The organism is Glacieibacterium arshaanense (assembly GCF_004681125.1).
GTDB lineage: Bacteria > Pseudomonadota > Alphaproteobacteria > Sphingomonadales > Sphingomonadaceae > Polymorphobacter_A > Polymorphobacter_A arshaanense.
On the sequence record NZ_SIHO01000001.1, the window covers coordinates 1,287,990 to 1,312,331 of the forward strand.

Annotated in this window: 22 protein-coding genes and 1 tRNA gene; 13 read left to right on the forward strand and 10 right to left on the reverse strand. The window is 61.9% G+C overall.

Annotated features, from left to right (window positions below; all coding sequences use genetic code 11):
• Positions 1–386: 386 nt before the first annotated feature.
• Complete coding sequence (locus EUV02_RS06010; protein ID WP_135245253.1) at positions 387–1,850, reverse strand: undecaprenyl-phosphate glucose phosphotransferase; 1,464 nt, start codon at positions 1,848–1,850, stop codon at positions 387–389.
• Between the two features lie 191 nt (positions 1,851–2,041).
• On the opposite strand from EUV02_RS06010, the gene EUV02_RS06015 reads away from it, so the two are divergent.
• A complete protein-coding gene (locus EUV02_RS06015) occupies positions 2,042–2,305 on the forward strand; it encodes an XrtV sorting system accessory protein (protein ID WP_135245254.1) in 264 nt (87 codons plus the stop codon).
• 18 nt (positions 2,306–2,323) lie between these two features.
• On the opposite strand, the gene epsI is transcribed toward EUV02_RS06015, so the two are convergent.
• The 6 genes from epsI to EUV02_RS06045 form a co-directional block, all read right to left on the reverse strand.
• Entirely contained in the window at positions 2,324–3,052 is a 729-nt protein-coding gene (gene epsI / locus EUV02_RS06020) for an exosortase-associated protein EpsI, V-type (RefSeq protein ID WP_135245255.1), read from the reverse strand.
• Positions 3,036–3,923 (reverse strand): exosortase V, encoded by an 888-nt coding sequence (gene xrtV, locus EUV02_RS06025; RefSeq protein ID WP_166430525.1) that lies wholly within the window; start codon positions 3,921–3,923, stop codon positions 3,036–3,038. Before xrtV ends, epsI begins: the two co-directional genes overlap by 17 nt.
• Before the next feature lie 2 nt (positions 3,924–3,925).
• Positions 3,926–4,822: a protein tyrosine kinase gene (locus EUV02_RS06030; protein WP_135245256.1), complete on the reverse strand. Its 897-nt coding sequence runs from the start codon at positions 4,820–4,822 to the stop codon at positions 3,926–3,928.
• The gene (locus EUV02_RS06035) at positions 4,819–6,222 is read right to left on the reverse strand and encodes a Wzz/FepE/Etk N-terminal domain-containing protein (protein ID WP_135245257.1); all 1,404 of its coding nucleotides are present in this window, start codon (positions 6,220–6,222) and stop codon (positions 4,819–4,821) included. Before EUV02_RS06035 ends, EUV02_RS06030 begins: the two co-directional genes overlap by 4 nt.
• A gap of 65 nt (positions 6,223–6,287) precedes the next feature.
• Complete coding sequence (locus tag EUV02_RS06040) at positions 6,288–7,103, reverse strand: polysaccharide biosynthesis/export family protein (RefSeq protein WP_166430526.1); 816 nt, start codon at positions 7,101–7,103, stop codon at positions 6,288–6,290.
• A gap of 16 nt (positions 7,104–7,119) precedes the next feature.
• Positions 7,120–8,397, reverse strand: a complete 1,278-nt coding sequence (locus EUV02_RS06045; protein WP_166430527.1) for a porin family protein — start codon at positions 8,395–8,397, stop codon at positions 7,120–7,122.
• Positions 8,398–8,773: 376 nt separating this feature from the next.
• Here EUV02_RS06045 and EUV02_RS06050 point away from each other — a divergent pair, with 376 nt between their 5' ends.
• From EUV02_RS06050 to EUV02_RS06105, 12 genes are all read left to right on the forward strand, one after another.
• Entirely contained in the window at positions 8,774–10,168 is a 1,395-nt protein-coding gene (locus EUV02_RS06050; RefSeq protein ID WP_166430528.1) for an AAA family ATPase, read from the forward strand.
• A gap of 125 nt (positions 10,169–10,293) precedes the next feature.
• Positions 10,294–11,238 (forward strand): glycosyltransferase family 2 protein, encoded by a 945-nt coding sequence (locus EUV02_RS06055; RefSeq protein ID WP_135245261.1) that lies wholly within the window; start codon positions 10,294–10,296, stop codon positions 11,236–11,238.
• Entirely contained in the window at positions 11,235–12,269 is a 1,035-nt protein-coding gene (locus EUV02_RS06060; protein WP_135245262.1) for a glycosyltransferase family 2 protein, read from the forward strand. The genes EUV02_RS06055 and EUV02_RS06060 overlap by 4 nt, the downstream gene beginning before the upstream one ends.
• A gap of 108 nt (positions 12,270–12,377) precedes the next feature.
• Complete coding sequence (locus tag EUV02_RS06065; RefSeq protein WP_135245263.1) at positions 12,378–13,376, forward strand: hypothetical protein; 999 nt, start codon at positions 12,378–12,380, stop codon at positions 13,374–13,376.
• 126 nt (positions 13,377–13,502) lie between these two features.
• Positions 13,503–14,672, forward strand: coding sequence for a polysaccharide pyruvyl transferase family protein (locus tag EUV02_RS06070; protein ID WP_135245264.1), 1,170 nt, complete (start codon positions 13,503–13,505; stop codon positions 14,670–14,672).
• Entirely contained in the window at positions 14,669–15,892 is a 1,224-nt protein-coding gene (locus EUV02_RS06075; RefSeq protein WP_135245265.1) for a Coenzyme F420 hydrogenase/dehydrogenase, beta subunit C-terminal domain, read from the forward strand. The genes EUV02_RS06070 and EUV02_RS06075 overlap by 4 nt, the downstream gene beginning before the upstream one ends.
• A 74-nt stretch (positions 15,893–15,966) precedes the next feature.
• Positions 15,967–16,848, forward strand: coding sequence for a glucose-1-phosphate thymidylyltransferase RfbA (gene rfbA / locus EUV02_RS06080; protein ID WP_135245266.1), 882 nt, complete (start codon positions 15,967–15,969; stop codon positions 16,846–16,848).
• Positions 16,845–17,387 carry a dTDP-4-dehydrorhamnose 3,5-epimerase gene (gene rfbC / locus EUV02_RS06085; RefSeq protein WP_135245267.1) on the forward strand — a complete coding sequence of 181 codons (543 nt, stop codon included), beginning with the start codon at positions 16,845–16,847 and terminating at the stop codon, positions 17,385–17,387. The genes rfbA and rfbC overlap by 4 nt, the downstream gene beginning before the upstream one ends.
• A complete protein-coding gene (rfbD, locus tag EUV02_RS06090; RefSeq protein ID WP_135245268.1) occupies positions 17,384–18,244 on the forward strand; it encodes a dTDP-4-dehydrorhamnose reductase in 861 nt (286 codons plus the stop codon). Before rfbC ends, rfbD begins: the two co-directional genes overlap by 4 nt.
• Positions 18,237–19,334 carry a dTDP-glucose 4,6-dehydratase gene (gene rfbB / locus EUV02_RS06095; protein ID WP_135245269.1) on the forward strand — a complete coding sequence of 366 codons (1,098 nt, stop codon included), beginning with the start codon at positions 18,237–18,239 and terminating at the stop codon, positions 19,332–19,334. The genes rfbD and rfbB overlap by 8 nt, the downstream gene beginning before the upstream one ends.
• Entirely contained in the window at positions 19,331–20,509 is a 1,179-nt protein-coding gene (gene nhaA, locus EUV02_RS06100) for a Na+/H+ antiporter NhaA (RefSeq protein ID WP_135245270.1), read from the forward strand. Before rfbB ends, nhaA begins: the two co-directional genes overlap by 4 nt.
• Positions 20,509–21,225, forward strand: coding sequence for a DUF1345 domain-containing protein (locus EUV02_RS06105; RefSeq protein WP_135245271.1), 717 nt, complete (start codon positions 20,509–20,511; stop codon positions 21,223–21,225). Before nhaA ends, EUV02_RS06105 begins: the two co-directional genes overlap by 1 nt.
• A 33-nt stretch (positions 21,226–21,258) precedes the next feature.
• On the opposite strand, the gene EUV02_RS06110 is transcribed toward EUV02_RS06105, so the two are convergent.
• The 3 genes from EUV02_RS06110 to lon form a co-directional block, all read right to left on the reverse strand.
• A tRNA-Val gene (locus tag EUV02_RS06110) sits at positions 21,259–21,333 on the reverse strand.
• An 88-nt stretch (positions 21,334–21,421) separates the two neighbouring features.
• Entirely contained in the window at positions 21,422–21,694 is a 273-nt protein-coding gene (locus EUV02_RS06115; RefSeq protein WP_135245408.1) for an HU family DNA-binding protein, read from the reverse strand.
• Between the two features lie 138 nt (positions 21,695–21,832).
• On the reverse strand, positions 21,833–24,232 hold the full coding sequence (gene lon / locus EUV02_RS06120; RefSeq protein ID WP_135245272.1) for an endopeptidase La: 2,400 nt from the start codon (positions 24,230–24,232) through the stop codon (positions 21,833–21,835).
• Positions 24,233–24,342 lie beyond the last annotated feature (110 nt).

Below are 24,342 nucleotides of genomic sequence, written 5' to 3' on the forward strand. Positions count from 1 at the left end.
TCTCCAGTTTCTCGACCCGAATTCAACCGACTGAGCCTGCTTAATACACTCTGACTATCCGGCGAAACCACGACCCCAACAACCTTCCTCCAGGTTGGGCACCAAAAGTGCCTATGGGACCGAGGTTGCAACGCATTGCCTCAACTTCATACAAGCAAAAGCCGTGCCAATCTTTGGAACCACCATAAGTCATTGAATTTACACAGATGGAGATTTTTGGCATACGGCGATGTGTAATATTTTTTGACATTTTCGGGGTATTTTCACCGCGGACGGCGCGAAACCCGGTGCGGTACGCCTCGATCCAAACATTCAAACTGCTGATAAGATTCAACATTCATTGCAGGAGCCGCATGACCCGCCGCATCACTTGCGCTGGGAGTGCCTCAGAAGGCGTTGCGCGGCACAACCAGCGCGACAGCGGTACGCAGCAAGATGTACATGTCGAACGGTAACGACCAGTTCTCGATGTAGTAGAGGTCGTGTTCAAAGCGCTTGATCAGCTTGTCCTCGGTATCGGTCTCGCCGCGCCAGCCGCACACCTGCGCCCAACCGGTGATCCCCGGCTTGACCTTGTGGCGGGCCGCGTAAGAGGTCACAACTTCCGAAAACAGCTTTCCGCCGGCGCGCGTTGATGCGGCATGCGGGCGCGGGCCGACCAGCGACATGTCGCCAGCAAGGACATTGAACAGTTGCGGCAATTCATCAAGACTCGTGCGACGCAGGATTGAACCAACGCGCGTCACGCGCGGATCCTTGCGACTGGCCTGCTGGATATTGTCGAACTCGCTGAGATTATTGAACATTGTCCGAAATTTGTAAACGCGGAACGACTTGTTGTTGAAGCCCTCGCGCGGCTGACGGAAAAATACCGGGCCGCTCGAATCGAGTTTGATGGCAAGTGCAATCAGCAATAGCAGTGGCCAGATCAAGAGCAGGATGAGCGTGCCGAGAATCTTGTCCTCGGCGGCCTTGATGATCGCATCAATGCCCGAGATCGGCCGCTCGAACAGCGTCATCACCGGCATTTCACCAAGCAAGACGACGGGCCGGCGCGCAAAGACGAAGCTTGCCAAATCAGGCGCCAGACGGATGCGCACCGGAGTCAGGGCCAACTGCCGGACAACCTCCTGCAACCGCACCTCCGCCGACCATGGCAGTGCGACAATGACCTGATCGACCCGGTCATCGCGAATGACATTCATCAGGTCGCCGAGATTGCCCAGCACTGGAATGTTGCTCGCCGATGCCGGAACGCGGCCATCGCGGCGGTCATCAAAGAACCCGACGATGGTGATCGTCAGCTTGTCATGGGTCTGGATATACTGCGCTAGGCGCACACCCTGCGGCCCTGCGCCAAAGATCGCAACACGCTGGTTGAATGTGCCCTGCTTCTTCAACCGGCGCACCCAGATCGTCATGGCGACACGCGTACCCAGCAGCATGACGCCGCCACCGGCAAACCACGCAAGTGCCCATTCGCGGGACACCGCGTCCGACGCACGCAGCAGGAACGCCAACGTCAGCATGAACAGCGCCGTGATCAGCCAAGCTGTGAAGACGCGCTGCCACGCTTGCCGCAACGAGAATTGGGCATCGATGTCGTAGGAGCCGATGGTTTCGGACAGCACGGAAAACGCCAACGCCGCGACGAAAACAACGCGGTCATAGTTCGATGCGGCGCCGGTATTTTCAACGCCAAACCACCACGCTGTGGCAAGCGTGCCAGCGGCCATTACAGCCAGAAATTCGACGAGACGAACAGTCCAGATTACAAGATCAAGCGGCAGGCCGGGCCTGGAGTTTGATTCATGCTCTGCGCCTTGGGTATCGAAACGCATTTCGTTCATTAATGTGCCTTGGCTGTCTGACAAGGAGATGCCCGTAGAATCCCCTAGCCCCGCATGACTCTAACCCCGCAGATAGCCTTACTCGCACACTACGGTAACACGCAACGGTCGTGCATGCTTCTGGGTAGCCGCTGTTGCGAAAAATGGTGTAGATGAAGCATAGTGCGATTGCGACTTGAGGATTGAACACCATGCAAACCGTCTACGACTGGGTCACGATGATCGTGTTTGCAGGACTGATCGTGTTGTTTCTCCAGCGGTCGCAGGGAGAGCCGCGCGACCATCTGTGGCAGTACCTTGTCGCTGCCGTCGGCTGCGCCGCGACAAATTACCTGGGCAACGAAGGCTTCAAGCTCGAAAGCATGGCCTATCATCTCGGCGCCATTGCGCTTGGCCTAGCAACGGTCGGGTTCATCATGGTGGTCTTGCGGCCGCTAGACGGCTTCAACGAATAGCTGCTGTTCGCGGCGGCGCTACGGCGCTTTGACAGCAGCCCCGCCCGGCGCAACATGGGCATTCAATTCCGCGGCAAGCGGTCGACCGATAAACGCCTGACGGTTCGCTGCCGGAATCGACAACAACAATTCACGCGCAAACTCGCCAAGCTGGGCAAAAACCTCCGGACTCGGTTCGGCCACGGTCGAGATGCGCACCAGGATCCCATCGGGAATGTAACCGCGCATGCTTTGCGCCAGCTTCATGGACCGCTGCTGGCGACCATCGGTCGGCAGATCATCGCCGATGCGGGTCCAATAGACGATGGGCTCGACCCGCTGGTTCGACATTGCTGCCAATTCGCGCACCGGCAGCTTCACGCCTGGCGCCAGCGCGACAGTGGCAGCAGCCGTTGCAATAATCTGGAAGCCGACCGCCGTGTAGCAGACCTCGGGTCGATGCAGCTGCAGCTGGTCGCTCTGGGTGGCACCATAGGCCATGACCAGCATCACCGGCACCATCTGATCCGACTGGTACAGTCGCGTCAGCAGTTGATTGTAGAGGCGGTCGGACAGGCTGCCTTCGGTCTTGGGTAACACGAATGCGCTCGACGGCTGTTGGGTCCATGAGCCGATGGTCAGCGGCACCAGCTTTTCAAGTTGCTGGTCGCCAAGCAAATTCAGGTCGCGCCGCGGCGTCATTGCAAACGCCCCCGCGGCAGCGATGGCCATCCCGCCGCTGAGGATTACATCACGCCGCGTGACCATCTTCGCCTCCCAACCAGCGCCTGACCGGCCGCAGCAACGTATCCACGAGGAATATCAACAGCAGCGCGGAGGTGAAGGTGACCATCCCGGCAAAGTTGTGCAGGAAGCCCTGTGCGACCGCATCACCGAAATAATAGGTGAGCAGCACTAGCGCCATGACGCGCACGACGTTGGCCAAAATCGCGATCGGGATAACCAGCATCAGCAGCAGGATGGAGTATTTGGCGCTGCTGTTGTGCAGGATATAGACATAGAAAAGCCCGATAGAAATCAGGCTGACCAGCGAGTTCAGACCGGCGCATGCATCCTCGACGAGCAGCTGGTACTGCGCGATATAGATCGTCACCCCGACACGCGCGACGGGGTAACCAAGCCACTGCAGCGTGGTCGTTACGACCTCCGAAACCAGCTGCTTGAGAGGCAGCGTGATATAGTCGAGCACCCAGCCCGGCAGCGGGATCATGAAGCCCAAGTAGAAGATCGGAAACCAAAGCGCCTTGAGCACCTGGAAGCCGACATAGGCGTAAGCTGTAGCAAGCAACGCCAGCAATAACGCCGCGACTTCGATGCTGATGAAATCGAACGCCCTGCCAAAGACATAGAGCGGGATGGCGACCAACATCATCGCCGTTGCGATCGGCAAGGAGCCATGCACCGCCTTGGCGCGAATTTCAGGCAAGCGGCGCAGGAGCAGCCAAGTGCCGGTCGCGAGGACGATAGGTCCCTGAACCCCGGCTTCAGTGGTCCACGGGCCCGTTGCCAGCGAGTACAGCGTTGGCAGCACCATCGACAGGCATGCGGCAAGCAGCAGCCCATGGCGAGCGAACAGCCCCGACCAATCGATCGTGCTCAAACGGGCCTTGGTGGCCATTTTCAGAACTCGCTCAGAACCGAACCGATGACTGAGCAACGTGCCGCGGCAAGCTGTTGCGAAAGCGTCGTGATGTCCGAAAAGAACGACTGGTCGCGGCGCGCAACGATCAACGCATAACCGATCGCACCGGCAACCGAGAGCGCGTCGGCACACGAGTTCGCCGGCGGCGTGTCGAACAATGTCACGTCATATTCGCGCAGCAGCGTGTTCATGCCGTCGCGGAAGCGCGCGCTCGACAATAGCTCCTGCGGCTTCGACACCGGCGGACCTGCCCCGACTATCGACAGATTTGGCAGGACGTTGGCGTGCACCACGCGTTCGGGGCGCGCAACCTGCAGCGACAGGTAGCTCGACAGCCCGGCACCGTTAGGATCAAGGCCAAAAATCTGATCGATGCGCGGCGAACGCATGTTGGCATCGACCAGCAGCGTCTTCGTACCGATCTGCGACAGTGAAGCCGCAAGGTTGGCAATCAGGTAGCTGCAGCCCGAGCCCTCGACGGGGGCCACCATGACCAGTGCTCGACGGCCGGGCTTGATGTGCTGCGCGATCACCTGCGTGCGCAGCAACCGGATCGATTCCGAACGTCCGCCGATCGGGTCATTGAGCACGACCAGCTCATCGGACACCTGACGGCGCTGGGTATTTTGCAGCGCCAGGCTGTTGGTCAGTTGGTCACGCGCCAGTGCCAGGTCTTCGTGCGAGATGAAGCCGAGCTCGAGTGCGGCGGCATCGAAATCGACCCCCCGCTCGGCGCGATGCGCCTCTACACGTCGCGTCTGGTCATCCGACAACATCCCAAGCCGCAGCAACGCATCGCGGATCGGCGCATCGATCGCGCCCGAGCCATCATCGACCAGCAGCGTCGGATGCGAGGTTTCTGGAGTCATGGTCATTGCGCGGGCTGCCAGTTAGCGTTGCTGTGTTGCGGGCCGAACCGCCCGAATATGCGCCGGATCAAGCCACCGGCACGACGGCGGCGGCCGTCGGCGATGACCGCAAGCACCGGCACCTTGCCTGCAAACGCCAAATCTTCGACACCGCGTACCCGTCGTGCCATCAACTCGCTGAGCAGCGCCACGACGACACCCAGCAACAGGCCGAACATCAGCGAAAGCACGCCGATCAGCGGCATGTTGGGGAATGTCGGGGTATTCGAACCGACAACATCACCAAGCACGACCAGGCCCGATTCGGAGACATCGGCCTCAAGGCGCAAGTCGGCGGCGCGCTGAACGGCCTTGTCGTAGCGCGCCTGCAGCATCGCGACTTCGCGCTGCAGCTCGGCAAGTTTCGACAACTGTGTCTGCATCGCCATGACGCGCTGCTTCTGTGCTTCATAATCGGCTTCGAGTTGCGCATAGCTCGCCTGCGTGTAGCTGCCGACACCGCCACCAACCGCCCGCGCCTTCGCGGTAGCACGCGCGATTTCCGACTGCAGCGTCTCACGCCGCGTGATTAGCGCCTTGTAGCTCGGATGTGCCGTGCCATAGAGGTCGCCGGCCTGTTTGATCTGGTCGTTGACCTGCGCAAGCTGCGACGTCAGCGCATCGACGCTGCCCGAGTTGTTGACCGCCATCTGCGAAGAGAATTGCGCCTGCGACACCGAACTGCGTGCCGCCAGCAAAGCCTGTTGCAACGCATCGAGCTTGGCGTTTTCGGGGTCGACACCACCAGGGGTCACGACGATATTGTTGGCCTTTTCGAACTCGGACTTCTTGGCTTCGGCGGCGACCAATGCGCGGCGTTCCTTCTCGGCCTGCTCGCGGTACCATTCGGCGTTGCGGGCGGCAGCGTCGGTGCGGAAACGCAGCGTCGCATCGATATAGGCTTCACGCAGCATCGCCGCGACGTTCTTGGAAATCGTCGGGTTGGGCGACGTGTAGGTGATCTCGAGAATGTTGCTGTTCCCGATCATCTGCGCTTCGGTGCCAGCAATGATCCGTTCTGCAGCCCAGCGACGCATATCGCCGACGCCGCCGGTTTCGGCCTGCCACTGCGAAATGATCGCCGGGTTCGACGTAAAGCCCAGCTTGTCAACGACTTCACCAACGACGCGATAGTCCTGGATGAGCTCAGTCTGAGTGCGCGTGTAGGTCCGCAGGATCGTACCGGCAATCATCTGCCCGGTCACGGGATCGGGCTTGATGACGTCGAGCATGATACGCGCCGATGCCGGATAGCGCCGTGGCAGTTGCGAGCCGACAGCCAACGCCACCGTCACGCAACTGAGCATGATCGCCAGAATCATCCAGCGTCTTGCCAGCAGAATGCGAAAGAACTGTACGATGCTCATTAAGAATCACTCCACGTCGACAACGCGCGCGTCCGGCAAATGCCGTCTAGAATCGGCTGACTAGACTAGAAAAGCTTTTCCTTGAAGACCAATACGTCCTTGGGCTGAACTTGCGCATCAAGTTTCGCGTCGACTTCCTTGGCATTGCCGCGGACTAGCGAGACCTTCTTCTCCGAACCCAGCGCCGTCACACCGCCGGCAGCTGCCAATGCTTCACGCACGGTCATCCCCGGCGTGATGGCGACTGGCCCCGGCCGCAACACCTGTCCCTGAACATAAACGAACTCGGCATCGGGTACGAAAATCGTGTCGCCGGCTTCGAGATAGGGATCCTTGTCGGGCGAACCGCGCACCAGCTCAAGCGTATCGAGTTTGATCTCCTTGCCGTCCGAAGCACGGCGCAAATAAACTGTTTGCGAGCCCTGGATCCAGCCGGCCTTAAGCAGCACGTCGAGCACGCGGTACGGCTTGTCGAGCGGATAGAGCCCTGGCGCCCCGACCTTGCCGGCGACGCTGACGACACGGCTCGAATAGCCGAGAATTTCGATGTTGACGATCGGATCCTTGTAGAAATTGCCCGCAATGAGCTTCTTCTTGATGAGCGCGGCCAGCGACACGTTGGTCTGGCCAGCTGCCTGGATCGGGCCGATCATCGGCATGACGATGGTGCCGTCATATTTGATGCGGGTCTTCACGCTGGCTTCGGGGGCACCGAACACGGTGATGTCCAAGGCATCGTCGACGCCGAGCACATAGCCGGTCACCGGCACCGCCTGCGCCGAAGCCACCGTCGCCATCGCGCCAAACGCTACGAAAAGTGCGACGATAGCCCATTGAGCCAGTCGACCCAGCTTCGAAAAACCAGCAGCCACCGTGTTCACTAAACCCTCCATGCCGTCAGATACCGTAGGAAATCAGGATACCCGCCGTTGTGTCCTTGTAGTTGTAAATGTTTGGGTCCGCATTACGATTCTGTTGCGAAACATAAAATGACGTTTGCATGTTACGAATCGGGTTCCAGTTGACGCTCAGGCGCACGGTATTGAACCGGTCGTTTTTGACCTGGTTGGGATTGATGATGGCCCCGACCTGATCCTCATAGGTGCGCAGCGAGGTCGATCCGGTCAGCGCTGCCGACAGCGTCGAGCGCAACTGATACGACACGTTCGCCGAAAATGCCTGCTGCACGAAATACAAGGCCGTGCCGGTGTTGGGCGACGACGACGCGTTCCGCGTGGCGTTGATGCTCGCCGAAAGTCGCGACGGCGGCGTGTAGTTGACACTAAGACCGTAGCCGAGATTGCTGGTCTTCTGCTGCAGCGGGGAGTTCGGGTCGATACTAACCCGTGAAAGCGACGCGTCAGCCGAGAACTGCGAGGTCAGCGAGCGCGAATATTTGACGCCGAGGTTGGTAATCTTAACGCTACGGCTCGTGCCAAGTATCGGAATCGGCTGGTTGGGGTAATCATTGTTCGACAGCGTGCCGAAAAGCGAAACCACGCCCAGCGTCGGACGTGCATAGCCGAGGCTCACCGAATAGCTGTTGCTGGTCAGATCGGAAAACGAACGCGCTAATTCTTGATTGGTCGACTTGGAATAGCGATAGCTTGCCGTTGGCGTGAAGCCGCTGATGCCACCGCAACTTGCCGACGCGCCAAAACTCCGCGTGGTCTGGGTATTTGGCAAGATGCCCTGCTGCGCGCCTTGTGGTATCGTCGAATTAGGATTGCTCTGCGCCTGCATCCAGCTGCCATTGACCGAGCCAGTGCAGCTCGACCCGGCTGCCAGATTCACGCCGCCGGAGAACGCCAGCCGCTGCCGGTTATAGGCGCTGTTGGCAGTGTAATAGTCCTTGCCGATCACCGCCGTTGCAAACAGCGACTGACGACCGACCGGCAGGTTGACCCTGCCATTGATCGTCGGCGTGAAGCGGAAGCTGCTGCGACTTTGCCCCGCAGGGGGCTGCTTGTTGTCGGGCAGGCGCCGATAGTTGCTGTCATAGACGCTGAGCAGCGACGCGCTGATCGAATAGCCCAGATTGGGCAGCGGCAGCCCGTTGAAGAATGCGCCCGTCGGGTTGTTGACCGGGTTGCGCTGATCGACCTGGAACAGATCCGCCTCCGAAGCCTGCGCCGCTGCCGTTGGCCGCGGTGTGGGCGCCGCGACCGGTGCCACATACGGATCGGCCGCTTGCGCCGAGGCAGGCGCCGTCAGCGTCAGGCCCAGCGCTGGCGCCAGCACACCGGCGCAACGCTTAAGAAACATCCCGCATTCCAGCATTTACAAACCTGCGTTCCCAGCCTTGAGGGCGATTGTCCAACACCTAGCACGCTGCCCGCCGACACGGCAACCGGCACGCGAAACGAACATTGCCTGCCGCGCCCTGGCACGATTGCGAATGCTAGGGGCGCCGACAGCAATAACGACCAATTGTCCAACGGCTTGCGATGAGTGCGGGCAACTGAGGCCTTGCTAATTCGGGGCCGCGCGCCAAACTATGCAACTTGTCGCATCCTGCGTCCGGGTGCGCTGCAGATTGACAGGAACAACCATGGTTTTCAAACGCTGGCTGAGGGGTGGCAAAGCCGACGACGAGGCACCAGCCGGCTATGTCGTGCCGCAACGCAGCAATCCGGCCCACGCTATTGTCGACCCGGGCTCGCGGCAGCGACCGGCATTCCTTGATTCCATCCTGCAGGGCGAAGGCCCCGAAGGCGCCAATGTCATGCTGCCGCGCTTTAAGGCATCGGCATCGGACGATATCCAGACTTCAGGCGAGGATCCGAAACTCGCCCGTGCACGGCTGGCATTGCGTGATGCGCTGGGTGCATCACAGCCGGTCACCAGCAGCGACCGCTTCGCGGGGCGCCATGATGCCCTGGGGCAGTTGATTGCCGCGATCGAACAGCAGCGCGTGCATGTCGTGATCTACGGCGAGCGCGGCATCGGCAAAACCTCGCTGGTCCACGTCTTTGCCGATACGGCACGGCAGGCACGCTACCTCGTCATCTACGGCACCTGCGGCACTGAAGCGCGGTTCGATGATATGTTCCGCGCGTTTGCGTCGCGCATCCCGATCCTGTTCCATGGCAGCGTTGTGCCAACCGCGGCCGAAACCGAACATGGCAAGTATCTGGATTCGCTGCTGCCGGAAGGCAGTTTTGGCCCGCGCGAGATCAGCGACCTTTTCGCCGACATCGTTGGCACGCGCATCATCCTGATCCTCGATGAATACGACCGCGTCGCCGACCCGTCCTTTCGCCGCGACGTCGCAGAGCTCATCAAGAACCTGTCCGACCGCGCTGCGCGCGTGCAGTTGGTGCTGACCGGCGTGGCGTCGAACCTTGACGAACTCATCGGCTATGCACCGTCGATCCGCCGCAACGTCGTCGGCCTGCCTATGCGACCGCTGACGCTCGCCGAGGTGCGGTCGTTGCTCGCCATGGGCGAAACCGCAGCCGGGCTGCATTTCAACGACGAAGCTACGTCGCTGATTTCGACCATGGCGAATGGCTCGCCGTACCTGGTCCGGCTGCTGGGCCACCGCGCCGCGTTGATGGCGCTCGATCAGCGCCAGACGCTGGTTGACGAAGGCCATGCGCGTGCTGCCGTTGAAAAGGTTCTGGGCGACTGGAACGCCAGCCTGCCACTCCGCGCGCAGACCATCCTCGCCAGTAGCGCCGCTCAGGCGGAATGGCCGTTGCTTGTCGCGGCCGCCAAGGCTGGAATGGCGTCGGATGGCTGGTTTACCGTCGATGAGGTCGCGGGCGTTCTGGGCAATGCCAACCCGCCGGCAGCGGTCGAACGCAGCCTGCGCAGTTTTGTCGGTGCCAACAACATCATCGAGCTTGTCGACACAGGTCACGAACACCGGTTCCGCTTCCGCTATCCCGGCGTGGCGTCGATGTTGCTGATGTCAGCTGCCATGGCCGGATTGACAAGCTGATTCCGGACCGGGAACGAATAATCTAGCCATGCAAAATGTTGTGATGACAGTTGGCAGCAAGCAGTTTTGCCTATACTGCAGCGCACAACAGCCGTTCTTGGCTCGGGTAGCAGGAGAGAGGTAATATGGGCACAGCCTCTCAGTCGGATCCGCCGGCGCTGCGGCCGCGTGTTTCCGTCATCATTCCACACCTCAACATGCCCGAAATGCTGATGCGCTGCCTGGATTCGGTGACATCGCAGCGGCTTGACCATGGCCTGATTGAAATCATCGTTGTCGACAACGGCTCGAATGTATCACTCGATTCAGTCAGCGCCGCCTATCCGCAAGTCACCATTTTGCACGAGCCTAAGCCGGGCCCTGGCCAGGCACGAAACCTTGGCATCGCCGCCGCAAACGCCCCGGTACTGGCGTTCATCGATGCCGACTGCCGCGCGGCACCGGGCTGGCTGGCAGCCGCGGTTGAAGCCGTCGAGCCGATGCCGAACACGACAGTTGTCGGCGGCGACGTGCGCATCGACTTCTCCGACCCCAAACACCTGACGCCGATTGAAGCTTATGAAGCGGTGTTCGCCTTCCGGCAGCAGTTCTACATCAAGACGCGGCATTTTTCTGGGACCGGCAACCTCGCGATGGGGGCTGCGGTCCACAAGCAGGTCGGCCCGTTTGCCGGCATCGAAATTGCCGAGGACATGGATTGGGGCCAGCGGGCGCACCGCATGGGTTTCGTCACACGCTACATACCCGGCATGCGGGTCTATCACCCTGCCCGCAAGGACTTCTCCGGCCTGGCAAGCAAGTGGCAACGTCACATCAGCCATGAGTTCTACCTACACCGCGAAAACAATCGCTCGATGCTGCGATGGCATTTGATCAGCTTTGCCGTGCTCGGCTCGATTTTTGTCCATGGCGCTCGCATGTTCACGTCGCGTCGGCTATCTGGATTCGGCAACCGTATGCGGGGACTGACATTGCTGGTTCGGACACGTTGGTATCGCTTTGTTGAGATGAGTAGAGTCGCACGCTCGCCGGCGCAATCGGGGGCATTGTTCTGGAATCGCCAATCATGAATAACATCGTTGCACGCGGGGTCCCGCGACTGGGCATTGTCCTGGTCAATTGGAACCGTTGGGAAGACACCATCGAGTGTCTCGAGTCGATCTTCCGCAGCAGCATCCCGGTCCGAGTCGTTGTCGTCGATAACGGCTCAACCAATGAGTCGCTCGCCAAGATTGCCGCTTGGGCGAGCGGCGACATCGAAGCTGCAGCAGTGTCGCCGGCCATGACCCGCTTTTCGGCACCGCCGATTCCCAAGCCGCTGGGCTGTGTCGCTCTGAGCGCTGCACAGGCGCCCGAAGTGGATCCCGGCAGCGCCATGTTGACGCTGATCGATGGCGGCGGCAACCTTGGTTTCGCGGCCGGAAATAACCTCGGCTTGCGCCACCTGCTGCGCGATCCGTCGCTCGACTATTTCTGGCTGCTCAACAACGATACCGTCATCGAAACCGGTGCGGCTAACGCGCTGGTCATGCGCATGGATGCCACGCACCGCGTCGGCATGTGCGGCACAGTCGTGCGCTACTATCACCGCCCGAACGAAATCCAGGCGCTCAACGGCAGCCGCTTCAGCGCGCTATCGGGCGCATCGCAAGGCATTGGCCGTGGCCAGCCGATCACCATGCCGTTCGATCCAGCCAAGGTCGCGCGCGAAACCGATTTCGTGCTCGGCGCGTCGCTTGGCGTGTCGCGACGCTTCATCGAAGTTGTCGGGCTGATGGAAGAAAGCTATTTCCTCTATTTCGAGGAAATCGACTGGGCCTACCGCAATAACGATCGTTTCGAGATCGCGTTCGCGCACGGGGCGATTGTCTATCACAAGGAAGGCCATTCGATCGGATCGAGCGCCACCGCTGGCCAGCGCAGTCCCACTGCAGAATATTATCTGATGCGGTCACGATTGGCCTTTGTGAAACGGCGGCAGCCTCTTCTGTTGCCGGTGCATTGGGGCATTTCTATCGCGATGATCGGTCGTCGATTGATGCGTCGTCAGCCCGAAAAGGCCAAGGTCATGACCAAGGCACTTTTTGGACGCCCATTCTGATCTCGACCATGCATTCAATTTGTATTGCAACCGCCTGATTTCAGCTAAGCTATGCGCTGATCCGGAATGCGGCCCATTTTCCGCATGCCGGCGCGCCTTGGAGGAACTATGAAACAGCTTTCTAAATCGGCTCTGATTGTTGGAATCGCGCTGTCGGCGTTGATTGCCGGCTGCAACAAGAAGGACGAACTGCCCAAGGGCCAGGTCGTCGCCACGGTAGACGGCACCGATATCACCACGACCGAACTCAACTCCGAAATTGCGCTGGCGCAGGCTCCGCCCGAAGTGCCGCGCAAGGTGATCGAACAAGCCGCGCTCGAGCGCATTGTCGAACGCCGCATGCTCGCCGATGTCGCCACCAAGCGTGGCCTCGACAAGAGCCCGCAGTACCTGATGGAAAAGCGTCGCGTTGATGACGGCCTGCTCGTGCAGGCTCTGCAGGGCAGCATCGCATCGAAGGTGCCGACGGTCACCCCCGAAGCAGCTGAGAAATACATTGCCGCGCATCCAGTGCAGTTTGCCGACCGCAAGATCTACACAATCGATCAGATCCAGTTCCTGCGCCCGGCAAATATTGCCACGATCGGTTTGCAGGAAGCCAAGACAATGGCCGACGTCGAGCGGGTCTTGACGGCCGCCAATGTCGAATTCCGCCGCTTGCCTGCGACTGTCGACACGATGACGGCCGCGCCGCAACTGTCGAACGCCATCAGCCAGATTCTGGCGCGCAACCCGAGCGAAGTCTTCATGTTCGCCGACCAGCCGCGTGGCGCACCGGCACCGATCGTCTACATCAATCTCGTGACGAATGCGTCGGCCGCCCCCTTCACCGGGCCCAAGGCGATCGCGGTGGCACAGCCCATTCTGCAGCGCGAAGCGGTACAGAAGGCGCTGGCCGATGAGTTGAAGAAGATCAAAGCCGAGGAAAAGGGCAAGATCGTGTATGCCAAGGGCTATGAGCCCGCAGCGGCCCCGGCGGCCGGCGGACTCCCCACAGCAGGCGCAACGCCCGCTGCAGCGGCTGCCACGAAGCCGACGGGCGCGGTACCTGCTGCAAACTCGGCAGCAGCAACCAGCGCGGCGCCGACAGCGGCGCCGTCGAACTAGCGTCTCGAACTCGGTGCAGGTGCACCCACCAGGGTGCACCTGCCCGGTGCTTCTTGGCTTGCCGCGTGAGCCTTACGGTGCCGTCCTGGGTCATTGAACAACCAAATTCCTGCTCGGGCGAATGGCATGCCGCGACAATTTGAAATTGGACTCGTCTGGCATTCAGTGCGATCGGGCAATCTTGGCGTTGGTGCGCTGAGCGTTGGCAACATCGCGCTGGCCCGGCGTGCCGCAGAACGCGCCGGTTTGACCCCGAAGTTCACCGTCATCGGGCCGCGTGAACCGGGGCCCATCTACATCAGCGGTCCCGACATCAGCGCCCGCGAAATCACCGGCCGCTACATGGCCTCGCCCGGCGGCTATTGGGCCGACCTCGGCCACCTCGACTATGTGCTCGACATCGGCGCCGGCGACAGCTTCGCCGACATCTATCCAGACAAGCGCTTCGCCTACATCATGGCGACCAAGGCGATGGCGATCGCCCGCGGCGTGCCGATGATTCTGTCCCCGCAAACTATCGGGCCGTTTTCGCGCCAGCCGCACTCGGCCGCCGCCGCCTGGGCCTGCACCCGAGCTGAAGCGGTTTTCGCGCGCGACCCGCTGTCGATGGCGGCACTCGCCAAACTGGCGCCGCACGCCAAGGCGTTCCAGGCGGTCGATGTCGCGTTCGCGCTGCCGTTCGAGCGCCGGCCCAAGTCGAGCGGCAAACCCCGCATCGGCATCAACGTGTCGGGGCTGTTGTTCAGCGGCGGCTATACCGGCAAGAACGAATTCGGCATCGAAGTCGATTATGCGGCGCTTACCCGCGGGCTGGTCGCCGCACTGCTGGCGCGCGGCGACGTCGAGGTCATGCTGTTCGGCCATGTCAATTCGCCGCTGCCCAACGACGATGACGGCGTCGCCGTCGATGCGCTGGCGCGTGAGTTCCCCGGCGCCACCAAAGTCGCGCCGTTCACTTCGCCCTCCGAAGCCAAGTCGTTCATTTCGGGGCTCGATTTCGTCGTCGGCGCACGCATGCACGCAACCATCGCCGCCTATTCGAGCGGCGTACCGGTGGTGCCGGTGTCGTACAGCCGCAAGTTCGAGGGGCTGTTCGGCGGGCTCGGCTATGACTGGATGGTGCCGGTGCGCGGGCTGACCACCGACGCCGCCATTGCCTATGTGCTCAACGCCTATGAACGCCGTGCTAAACTCGCCGCCGACATCGCGCGCGGGTCGGCGATCGTAGAGGCCGGGCTGGAAACCTATGTCGCCGAACTTGCGCGGTGCTTCGCCGCTGCGGCAGCGCGCAAATGAGCGGATTCACCTCCCCGACGCTCAAGCGCATCGTCGACGGGCAGTTGTGTGTCGGCTGCGGGCTATGCGCTGCCGCCGCCCCCGCTGCCGTCACCATGCAGCGCGACGGCAAACTCGGCTATCTGCGCCCCGTCGAAACCGCAGCCGTCCCGCCCGCCGCCGAGGCGGTGATTGCCAGCGCCTGCCCTGGCGCTACTGTCGCCCCATGGCAGGATGCTCCCGCAACGTCGGCACTCTGGGGCCCGTACCAGTCGATCCATACCGGCCATTCGACCGATGCGCAGGTGCGCCATGCCGGCTCGTCGGGCGGAGTCTTGTCGGGACTGCTCATCCACCTGTTTAACACCGGCGCCATCGACCGCGTCGTTCATGTCGCGATGGACCCCGACGCACCGTTGCTGACGCATGTCGTGCGCAGCATCGGCCGCAACGATGTCGTACGCGCAGCCGGTTCGCGCTATGCGCCGGTCGCACCGCTGGCGGCAATCGCTGCCGAACTCGATGCCGGTGGTCGCTTCGCGTTTGTCGGCAAGCCGTGCGATGTTTCGGCGCTGCGCCAATGGGCCCGGCACGATCCGCGCGTCGATGCCCAGGTTGTCGTCATGCTGTCGTTCTTTTGCGCCGGCACCCCGTCGCAGGCGGGCACCGACCGCATCATCAAGCGACTGGGCGCTAACCCTGGCAAGCTGACATCGTTCCGTTACCGCGGCGATGGCTGGCCGGGCTATGCCACCGCCGTCGAAGCCGATGGCCGCACGACGCGGATGAGCTATGCCGCAAGTTGGGGTGAAATCCTGAGCCGTGAAGTCCAGTATCGCTGCAAGATCTGCCCCGATGCAGTTGGCGGCGTTGCCGACATCGCTGCCGCCGACGCCTGGTACGGCGACGACTCCGGCTACCCGACGTTCGAGGAAGCCGATGGCCGCAGCCTGATTATGGTGCGCAGCCCGCGTGGTTCAGCGCTGCTCGCCGAGGCCCAAGCAGCAGGCGCCATCGCCACGACGCCGCTCGAGGTGGGCGAAATCATCAAGATGCAGCCGCACCAGGCGCGCCGCAAACGACTGGTCGCGTCGCGCATCGCCGCGCTGACCGCGACTTTTCAGCCCAAACCACGCACGGACGGCACCGGCGTCGAAGCTGCTGCCAAGCTCGCGCCCTTTCCCGAGCAACTACGTAGTTTTGCGGGTTCGGTAAGACGTATTTTAAGCGATAAACGCTAAGCGGGATGACGCCTGCTGCTGATTTGGTTATCGGGCATCAGGAACACAAATTGCCACGGCCATAGGAGAGCATCTTGCGACGCGGTATTATTCTGGCTGGCGGCTCCGGGACGCGCCTCTATCCACTGACCAAGCCGGTCAGCAAGCAGCTGATGCCGGTCTATGACAAGCCGATGATCTATTACCCGCTGTCGGTGCTGATGCTCGCCGGCGTGCGCGAAGTGATGATCATCACCACGCCCGAAGATTCGGCGGCGTTCCGCAACCTGCTCGGTGACGGCAGCGACTGGGGCATCAGCCTGACCTATGCCGTGCAGCCCGAGCCCAAGGGGCTGGCGCAGGCCTATCATATCGGCGCCGACTTCATCGGCAAGGACCCGTCGGTGCTGATCTTGGGCGACAACATCTTTTATGGCCACGGCTTCCCCGGCTTGCTGCGCGAGGCGGATGCACGCGCCGAAGGGGCCACAGTGTTCGGCTATTACGTCAAGGACCCGCAAGCCTATGGCGTCGTGTCATTCGATGCCAATGGCCGCGCCGCGACGATCGAGGAAAAGCCGGCGGTCCCCAAATCGAACTATGCGGTCACCGGGCTGTACTTCTACGATGGCAACGCCGTCGACTATGCGCGCTCGGTCAAGCCTTCGGCGCGCGGCGAGCTTGAAATCACCGACCTCAACCGCATCTATCTCGAAGCCGGCAAGCTTAATGTCGAGCTGATGGGGCGCGGCTATGCTTGGCTCGACACCGGGACGCACGGCTCGCTGCTCGATGCCGGGCTATTCGTCCGCATTGTCGAGGAGCGCCAGGGCCTGAAGATCTGCTGCCCCGAGGAAATCGCCTGGCGCAGCGGCTTCATCGATGCCGCCCAGCTCCGCCGCCTCGCCGAGCCGCTGCGCAAGAGCGGTTACGGCGAATATCTGCTGACCCAGCTCGAAATGGGCGCGGTGACATGAACGTCATCGACACCCCGCTGCCCGGCGTCAAGCTGATCGAACCCAAGGTGTTCGGCGACGACCGCGGTTTCTTCCTCGAAAGCTGGAACGCCGCCGCGTTCGCCGCTGCCGGGCTCGACCTGAATTTCGTGCAGGACAATCACAGCCGTTCGGCCAAGGGCGTGCTGCGCGGGCTGCATTATCAGATCGTCGAGCCGCAGGGGAAACTGGTGCGCGTCACTGCCGGCGCAGTGTTCGATGTTGCCGTCGATATTCGCCGTTCGTCCCTGCATTTCGGGCGCTGGGTCGGCTATGAACTTTCGGAGGCCAACAAGCGCATGCTGTGGGTGCCACCGGGCTTCGCGCATGGTTTTACCGTGCTTAGCGACAGTGCTGATTTCCTGTATAAATGCACGACGCTCTACGCGCCGGCGCACGACCGCGGCATCGCGTGGAACGACCCCGCCATCGGCATCGACTGGCCGATCGACGGCGCGCCGCTGCTGTCGGACAAGGATGCCGCCGCGCCATTGCTGGCGGATGCGGAGGTGTTCGCATGAAGGTTCTGATCGCCGGTAGCGCCGGGCAGCTCGGGCGCGCATTGCAGGCCACCGCGCCCGCGAACGTCACCGTCATCGCGCCGCCCGAAGTCGATTTCGACATTTGCGACCCCGAAGCGGTGGCACGCGTCGTCGCGACCGCTGCGCCGACGCTGGTCATCAACGCCGCCGCCTACACCGCCGTCGACAAGGCCGAAAGCGAAACGGCCGCCGCGCAGCGCGTCAACGTCAATGCCGTCGGCGTACTGGCATCCGCCGCGCGCAACGCCGGTGCGGGTTTCGTCCATGTTTCGACCGACTTCATCTTCGATGGCACCGCGCACCTGCCCTACCCGCCCGATGCGCTGCCCAACCCGCTCGGCGTCTATGGCCGCACCAAGCTCGAGGGCGAGGAAGCGGCGCGCGACCTGCACGGCAATCCGCTGATCGTCCGCACCGCCTGGGTCTATGCCGCAAAGGGCGCGAACTTCGTCGCCACGATGCTGCGGCTGATGCGCGAACGCAGCGAACTCGGCGTCGTCGCCGACCAGATCGGCACGCCGACGCATGTGCCGACGCTGGCGCGCACCATCTGGACGCTGGCGCAAGGCGGCCATACCGGCACCTTCCATGCCACCGATGCCGGCGTCGCGTCCTGGTATGACTTCGCCGTCGCCATCCACGAGGAAGCGCTGGCGCTCGGGCTGCTGACCACGCCGGTCACCGTCAAGCCGATCCGCACGTCGGACTATCCAACCCCTGCCCGCCGCCCCGCCTATTCGGTACTCGACAAGAGTGCGACCTGGGCGCTGACCGGAATTCCCAATCATTGGCGCGTCGAACTGCGCGCCTGCCTGCAGGAACTTGCCCGTGGCTAATCTTCTCGTGACCGGTGGCGCCGGCTTTATCGGTGCCAATTTCGTCCACTATTGGCGCGTCCGCCACCCCGGCGACAGCATCACCGTTCTCGATGCGCTGACCTATGCCGGCAACCGCGCCAACCTTGCGGGCGCCAACGCCGTCGGCTTTGTCGAAGCCGATATCCGCGACCAGGGCACCGTTGAATCGCTGCTGCGCGAGCAAAACATCGATACGCTGGTGCACTTTGCCGCCGAAAGCCATGTTGACCGCTCGATCCACGGCCCCGACGCGTTTATCGATACCAATGTGCTCGGCACGCACAGCCTGCTCAAGGCGGCACGTGCCGTCTGGCTCGGTGAGACGCGCAAGCCGCACCGCTTCCACCATGTCTCCACCGACGAAGTTTACGGCAGCCTCGGCGCCGACGATCCGGCGTTCAGCGAGACGACACCCTATGCGCCCAACTCGCCCTATTCGGCGTCAAAAGCAGCGTCGGACCATCTGGTGCGCGCTTACCACCATACGTACGGGCTCGATGTCACAACGTCGAACTGCTCGAACAACTACGGCCCCTATCAATTCCCCGAAAAGCTGATCCCGCTGTTCCTGATCAACGCACTGCACGGACGGTCGCTGCCGATTTATGGCGACGGCATGAACGTCCGCGACTGGCTGCATGTCGAAGACCATTGCCGCGGCATCGAACTGGTCATTCAAAAGGGCCGCGTCGGCGAAACCTATTGCATCGGTGGCGGCGAGGAACTCGCCAACCTGACCGTTATCGATACTCTGTGCGCGGCGGTCGATGCGGCGTTTGCGCAGGATGCATCGCTCAAGGTCCGCTACCCCAACGCGCCGGCGGCCCAGGGCAAACCCACCGACAGCCTGAAGACCTGGGTCAAGGACCGCCCCGGCCATGACCGCCGCTACGCCATCGACGAGCGCAAGATCCGCGATGAACTCGGCTACGCCCCAGCGCGCGACTTCGCCACCGGCTTTGCCGCGACGCTGCGCTGGTACATCGACAACGAGCCGTGGTGGCAAGCTATCCTCGATGGCAGCTACCGCGACTGGGTGGCGACCAACTACGGCGACCGAAAAGGATGAACCACACCGCGCCGCGCTGGCGCCCCGCCTCGACCTTGCGCCAGTTCCTCGCGACCGAGGCCGCGGGCGGCTATATCCTGATGGCGGCGGCCGCAGCGGCGCTGATCGTCGCCAACTCGCCACTGTCGGGGTTCTACGCGCACACGCTGCATATCGAGTTCGCCGGCCACAGCCTGCTGCACTGGATCAACGACGGGCTAATGGCGGTGTTCTTCCTGCTGATCGGGCTCGAGGTCAAACGCGAACTGGTTGACGGTGAACTGTCGACCAACTCCCGCCGCATCCTGCCGGGCGCCGCAGCCTTTGCCGGAATGGCGGTGCCGGCGCTGATATATCTGGCGTTCAACTATCAGGACCCGGCACACCGCGACGGCTGGGCAATTCCGGCGGCGACCGACATTGCCTTTGCGCTCGGCGTGCTGGCGCTGCTCGGCAGCCGCGTGCCTGGCTCGCTCAAGATATTGCTCACCGCGATTGCCATCATCGATGACCTTGGCGCGATCATCATCATCGCCGTCGCCTATACCGCGAAGCTCGACTTCCTTGATCTCGGGCTGGCGGGTGCCGGGTTGCTGATGCTGGTCGGGCTCAACCGCTTCAAGGTGACCGCGCTTGCGCCGTACCTGATCATCGGCATTTTCATCTGGTACGAAACCTTGCTGTCAGGCGTCCATGCGACACTGGCCGGTGTCGCGGTGGCGCTGACCATCCCGCTGCGCACCGCAGCCAACGAAGCCGTCGGCGACCACTCACCGCTGCACAAACTCGAACATGCACTGGCGCCGATCGTTGCGTTCATCATCGTGCCGATCTTCGGCTTTGCCAATGCCGGCGTGTCACTGCTCGACATTGCCCCCGGCACCGCGCTGGGCGGCGTGCCCGTCGGCGTCGCGCTCGGGCTGTTCCTCGGCAAGCAGCTCGGGGTGTTCGGGGCGATCTGGGCGATGGTCAAGCTCGGCTTCGCCGACATGCCCGTCGATGCCAGCTGGCGGCAGATCTACGGCGTCGCAATCTTGTGCGGCATCGGCTTTACGATGAGCCTGTTCATCGCCGCGCTGGCGTTCGGCGAAGGCTCGGCCGAGAACGAGATTGCCAAGATCGGTATTCTTGCCGGATCGTTCATTTCGGCACTAGTGGGTTGGTTTGTGCTCAACGGCAGCAGGCGGAGCGCATAATGGGCTGGATCCGTCGCCATATCCACTTCAACCTGTTTCTGGTCGGGTTCGTCGTCGCGGTGCTGACCGCGCGAGCCATGAGCGATTCCCCGTCGCTCGGACGTCCCATGCTCATCGGCTTCGACATTGCCGCGCTGATCTTCCTGGCGACGATCCTCAGGGCGTTTATCACGTCGAGCGTCGACGAGCTGCGAAGCCGTGCAAATGAATTGAACAGCGACCATCACGGATTGCTGCTGATAGGTGGTGTGGTGCTGGCCATCGTCATGACGGCCTTGTTCAGCGAATTGGACAATGGCCAGTCAATTTCCATCTTGCTGAGCGCCGGCACCTTGGTGCTCGCATGGATATTCGCCAACACATTGTTTCTGCTGCATTATGCGCAAATCTATTATGACCGCAGTGCGCATGGCGACGGAAGCGGCCTGAAATTCCCCGACAACGACGACGATCCCGCAACCAAATTCGAACCCAACGCCTGGGACTTCGCTTATTTCACCTTTACGATGGCGATCATCTTTTCGGTTTCGGACGTAATGATCACGAGCCGCAGGATACGGCGGATCGCAATGTTCCACGGCATGATCGCATTCGTGTTCAACATATTCGTGATCGGTATTTCGGTCGGCCTGATCGGCGACGCGTTCAAGGAGCACATCCCGAAGGTCATGGCCAAAGTCGCATCGCCCGCACGCGTCGACCAGTCGCGCCCTTGACGCGGTTGGCAAGCGCAGCAATTGATTTGAAAATGGTGGGCGCGACAGGGTTTGAACCTGTGACCCCTGCCGTGTGAAGGCAGTGCTCTACCGCTGAGCTACGCGCCCCCGTGTGCTATCGCCAAAACGTTGACCGCTGGTCGAAACGGGAAGCGGTGACTTAGGCCAGCCGCGTTTGCATGTCCAGTCCCGTGCTTCAGTTGACGCTGTCCTTCAGTGCCTTGCCCGGCCGGAACTTTGGCACGCCGCTCGCCTTGATCGCCATCGGCTCGCCGGTACGCGGATTGCGCCCTGTCGAAGCCTTGCGCTGGGTCACTTCGAAGCTGCCGAATCCGACCAACCGGACATCGTCACCGGCCTTCAGAGCCATCGTGATGGTTTCAATCAAGGCATCAACGGCCTTGGCGCTGTCGGTGCGGGAGAGACCTGCTGCTTCTGCTACCTTGCCGATCAGATCCTGCTTGTTCATCGGCTTCAAACCCCAAATCAGACCGCCACCGGGCGATCGCTATGCCTAACTGATAGCACCACCGAAACAAAAGAAAAGCGCCGAGGTTGCCAATGACAACACCCGGCGCAATTCAATTTCAGACGTATCCGGTGGCGATTAGTGACGCAGCTCCGCCGCGGTTGCCGGGTCGGGACGCGCCGCCAATTCATCGGCTTCGCTCCAGACAATCGGCACCAGCGGCGCGACGAGCGCCTCCGCCAGCACCTGGTCGACATGCGCGACCGGAATGATGCGCATGCCCTGGGTGACGTTCGCCGGGATGTCCGCGAGATCCTTCTCGTTCTCGGCCGGGATGAGCACGGTGGTGATGCCGCCGCGCAAGGCCGCGAGCAGCTTCTCCTTGAGCCCGCCAATCGGCAGCACGCGGCCGCGCAACGTCACTTCGCCGGTCATCGCGACATCCTTGCGGACGGCGATGCCGGTCATCGCCGATACGATGGCGGTGACCATGCCGACACCTGCCGACGGGCCGTCCTTGGGCGTCGCGCCTTCGGGAACATGGACGTGGATGTCCTTCTTCTCGAACAGGTTGGGCTTGATGCCGTAGTGCACGCTGCGCGCCTTGATGAACGACAGTGCGGCTGAAATCGATTCGGTCATCACGTCGCCCAGCTTGCCGGTCGTCTTGATCAGCCCCTTGCCGGGTGCGGTCACGGCTTCGATCGTCAGCAATTCGCCGCCGACTTCGGTCCATGCCAGTCCGGTCACGGCGCCGACTTGGTCTTCGACTTCGCCAACACCGTAGCGGTATTTCCGCACGCCGGCGAAGTCCGACAGATTGTCGGGCGTGATGGTGACGGTCTTGTCCTTGCCTTCGAGGATGCGACGCAGCGACTTGCGCGCCAGCTTCGCCAGCTCGCGTTCGAGCGTGCGGACGCCGGCTTCGCGCGTGTAGAAGCGGATCAGGTCGCGCAGACCGTCGTCGGTCAGCGTGAACTCGCCCTTCTTCAACCCGTGCGCCTCGACGACCTTGGTCAGCAGGTGGCGCTTGGCGATTTCGACCTTCTCGTCCTCGGTGTAGCCCGACAGATGGATGATCTCCATGCGGTCGAGCAGCGGCTGCGGCATGTTGAGCGAGTTCGCGGTCGTCACGAACATCACGTCCGACAAATCGAAATCGACTTCGAGATAGTGGTCGTTGAACGCCTTGTTTTGCTCCGGATCGAGCACCTCGAGCAGTGCCGACGACGGATCGCCGCGGAAATCCTGGCCGAGCTTGTCGATTTCATCGAGCAGGAACAGCGGGTTCGAGCTGCCAACCTTCTTGAGGTTTTGCAGCACCTTGCCAGGCATCGAGCCGATGTAAGTCCGGCGGTGACCGCGGATTTCGGCCTCGTCGCGCATGCCGCCGAGCGACTGGCGGATGAATTCGCGGCCCGTCGCCTTGGCGATCGAGCGGCCGAGCGAAGTCTTGCCGACGCCAGGCGGACCGACGAGGCACAGGATCGGCCCCTTGAGCTTCTGCGAGCGCACCTGCACGCCGAGATATTCGATGATGCGGTCCTTGACCTTGTCGAGGCCATAGTGGTCATCATCGAGGATCTTCTGCGCGGCGACGATATCGCGCTTGATCTTGGTCTTCTTGCCCCAGGGCAGCGCCAGGATCGTGTCGATATAGTTGCGCACTACGGTGGCCTCGGCCGACATCGGCGACATCGCCTTGAGCTTCTTGAGCTCGCCGATGACCTTTTCGCGGGCTTCCTTCGACAGTTTGGTGCGCGCGATCTTCTCTTCGATTTCGGCGGTTTCATCCTTGCCGTCCTCGCCCTCGCCGAGCTCGCGCTGGATCGCCTTCATCTGCTCGTTGAGGTAATATTCGCGCTGGGTCTTTTCCATCTGGCGCTTGACGCGGCCACGGATCTTCTTTTCGACCTGTAGGACGCCCATCTCGCCTTCCATCAACCCGAAGACCATTTCGAGCCGCTTGGCGACGTCGACTTCGGCGAGCAATGCCTGCTTCTCGGCAATTTTCAGGCTAAGGTTGGCGGCCACTGTGTCAACAAAACGGCCGGCCTCCTCAATCGTGCCGATCTGCACGGCGATTTCGGGCGCGGTCTTCTTGTTGAGTTTCACATAGGCTTCGAACTGCTTGGCGACCGAGCGCATTAGCCCGGCAATCAGCGTCGGGTCGGCGGCAGGTTCCTCGACCGTCGCGACCTTGGCTCGCAGATACTCTCCCTGCGTGTCGAGGCTTTCGAGGCGGCCGCGCATCGTGCCTTCTACCAGCACCTTGACGGTCCCGTCGGGCAGCTTGAGCAATTGCAGGACAGTCGCGACGGTGCCGAGGTCATACAGGTCGTCGGCGCCGGGGTCTTCGTCGGCGGGGTTCTTCTGGCTGAGCAGGAACACCGTCTTGTCGCCCTGCATCACCGCTTCGAGCGCCTTCACCGACTTCTCGCGGCCGACAAACAGCGGCACGATCATCTGCGGGAACACGACGATGTCACGCAGCGGCAGAACCGGCAGGGCACCCATTTCAATGTTGGTTTCGGTCATTTTCACTCCACTGGCGGTGGGGACTTCCGCCTTACGGTGCCGATATGGGGACGCGCTGCAATTCCATCAACTCGGGCGCTGCTGATTCTTCACGACTGAGTCACGGCATC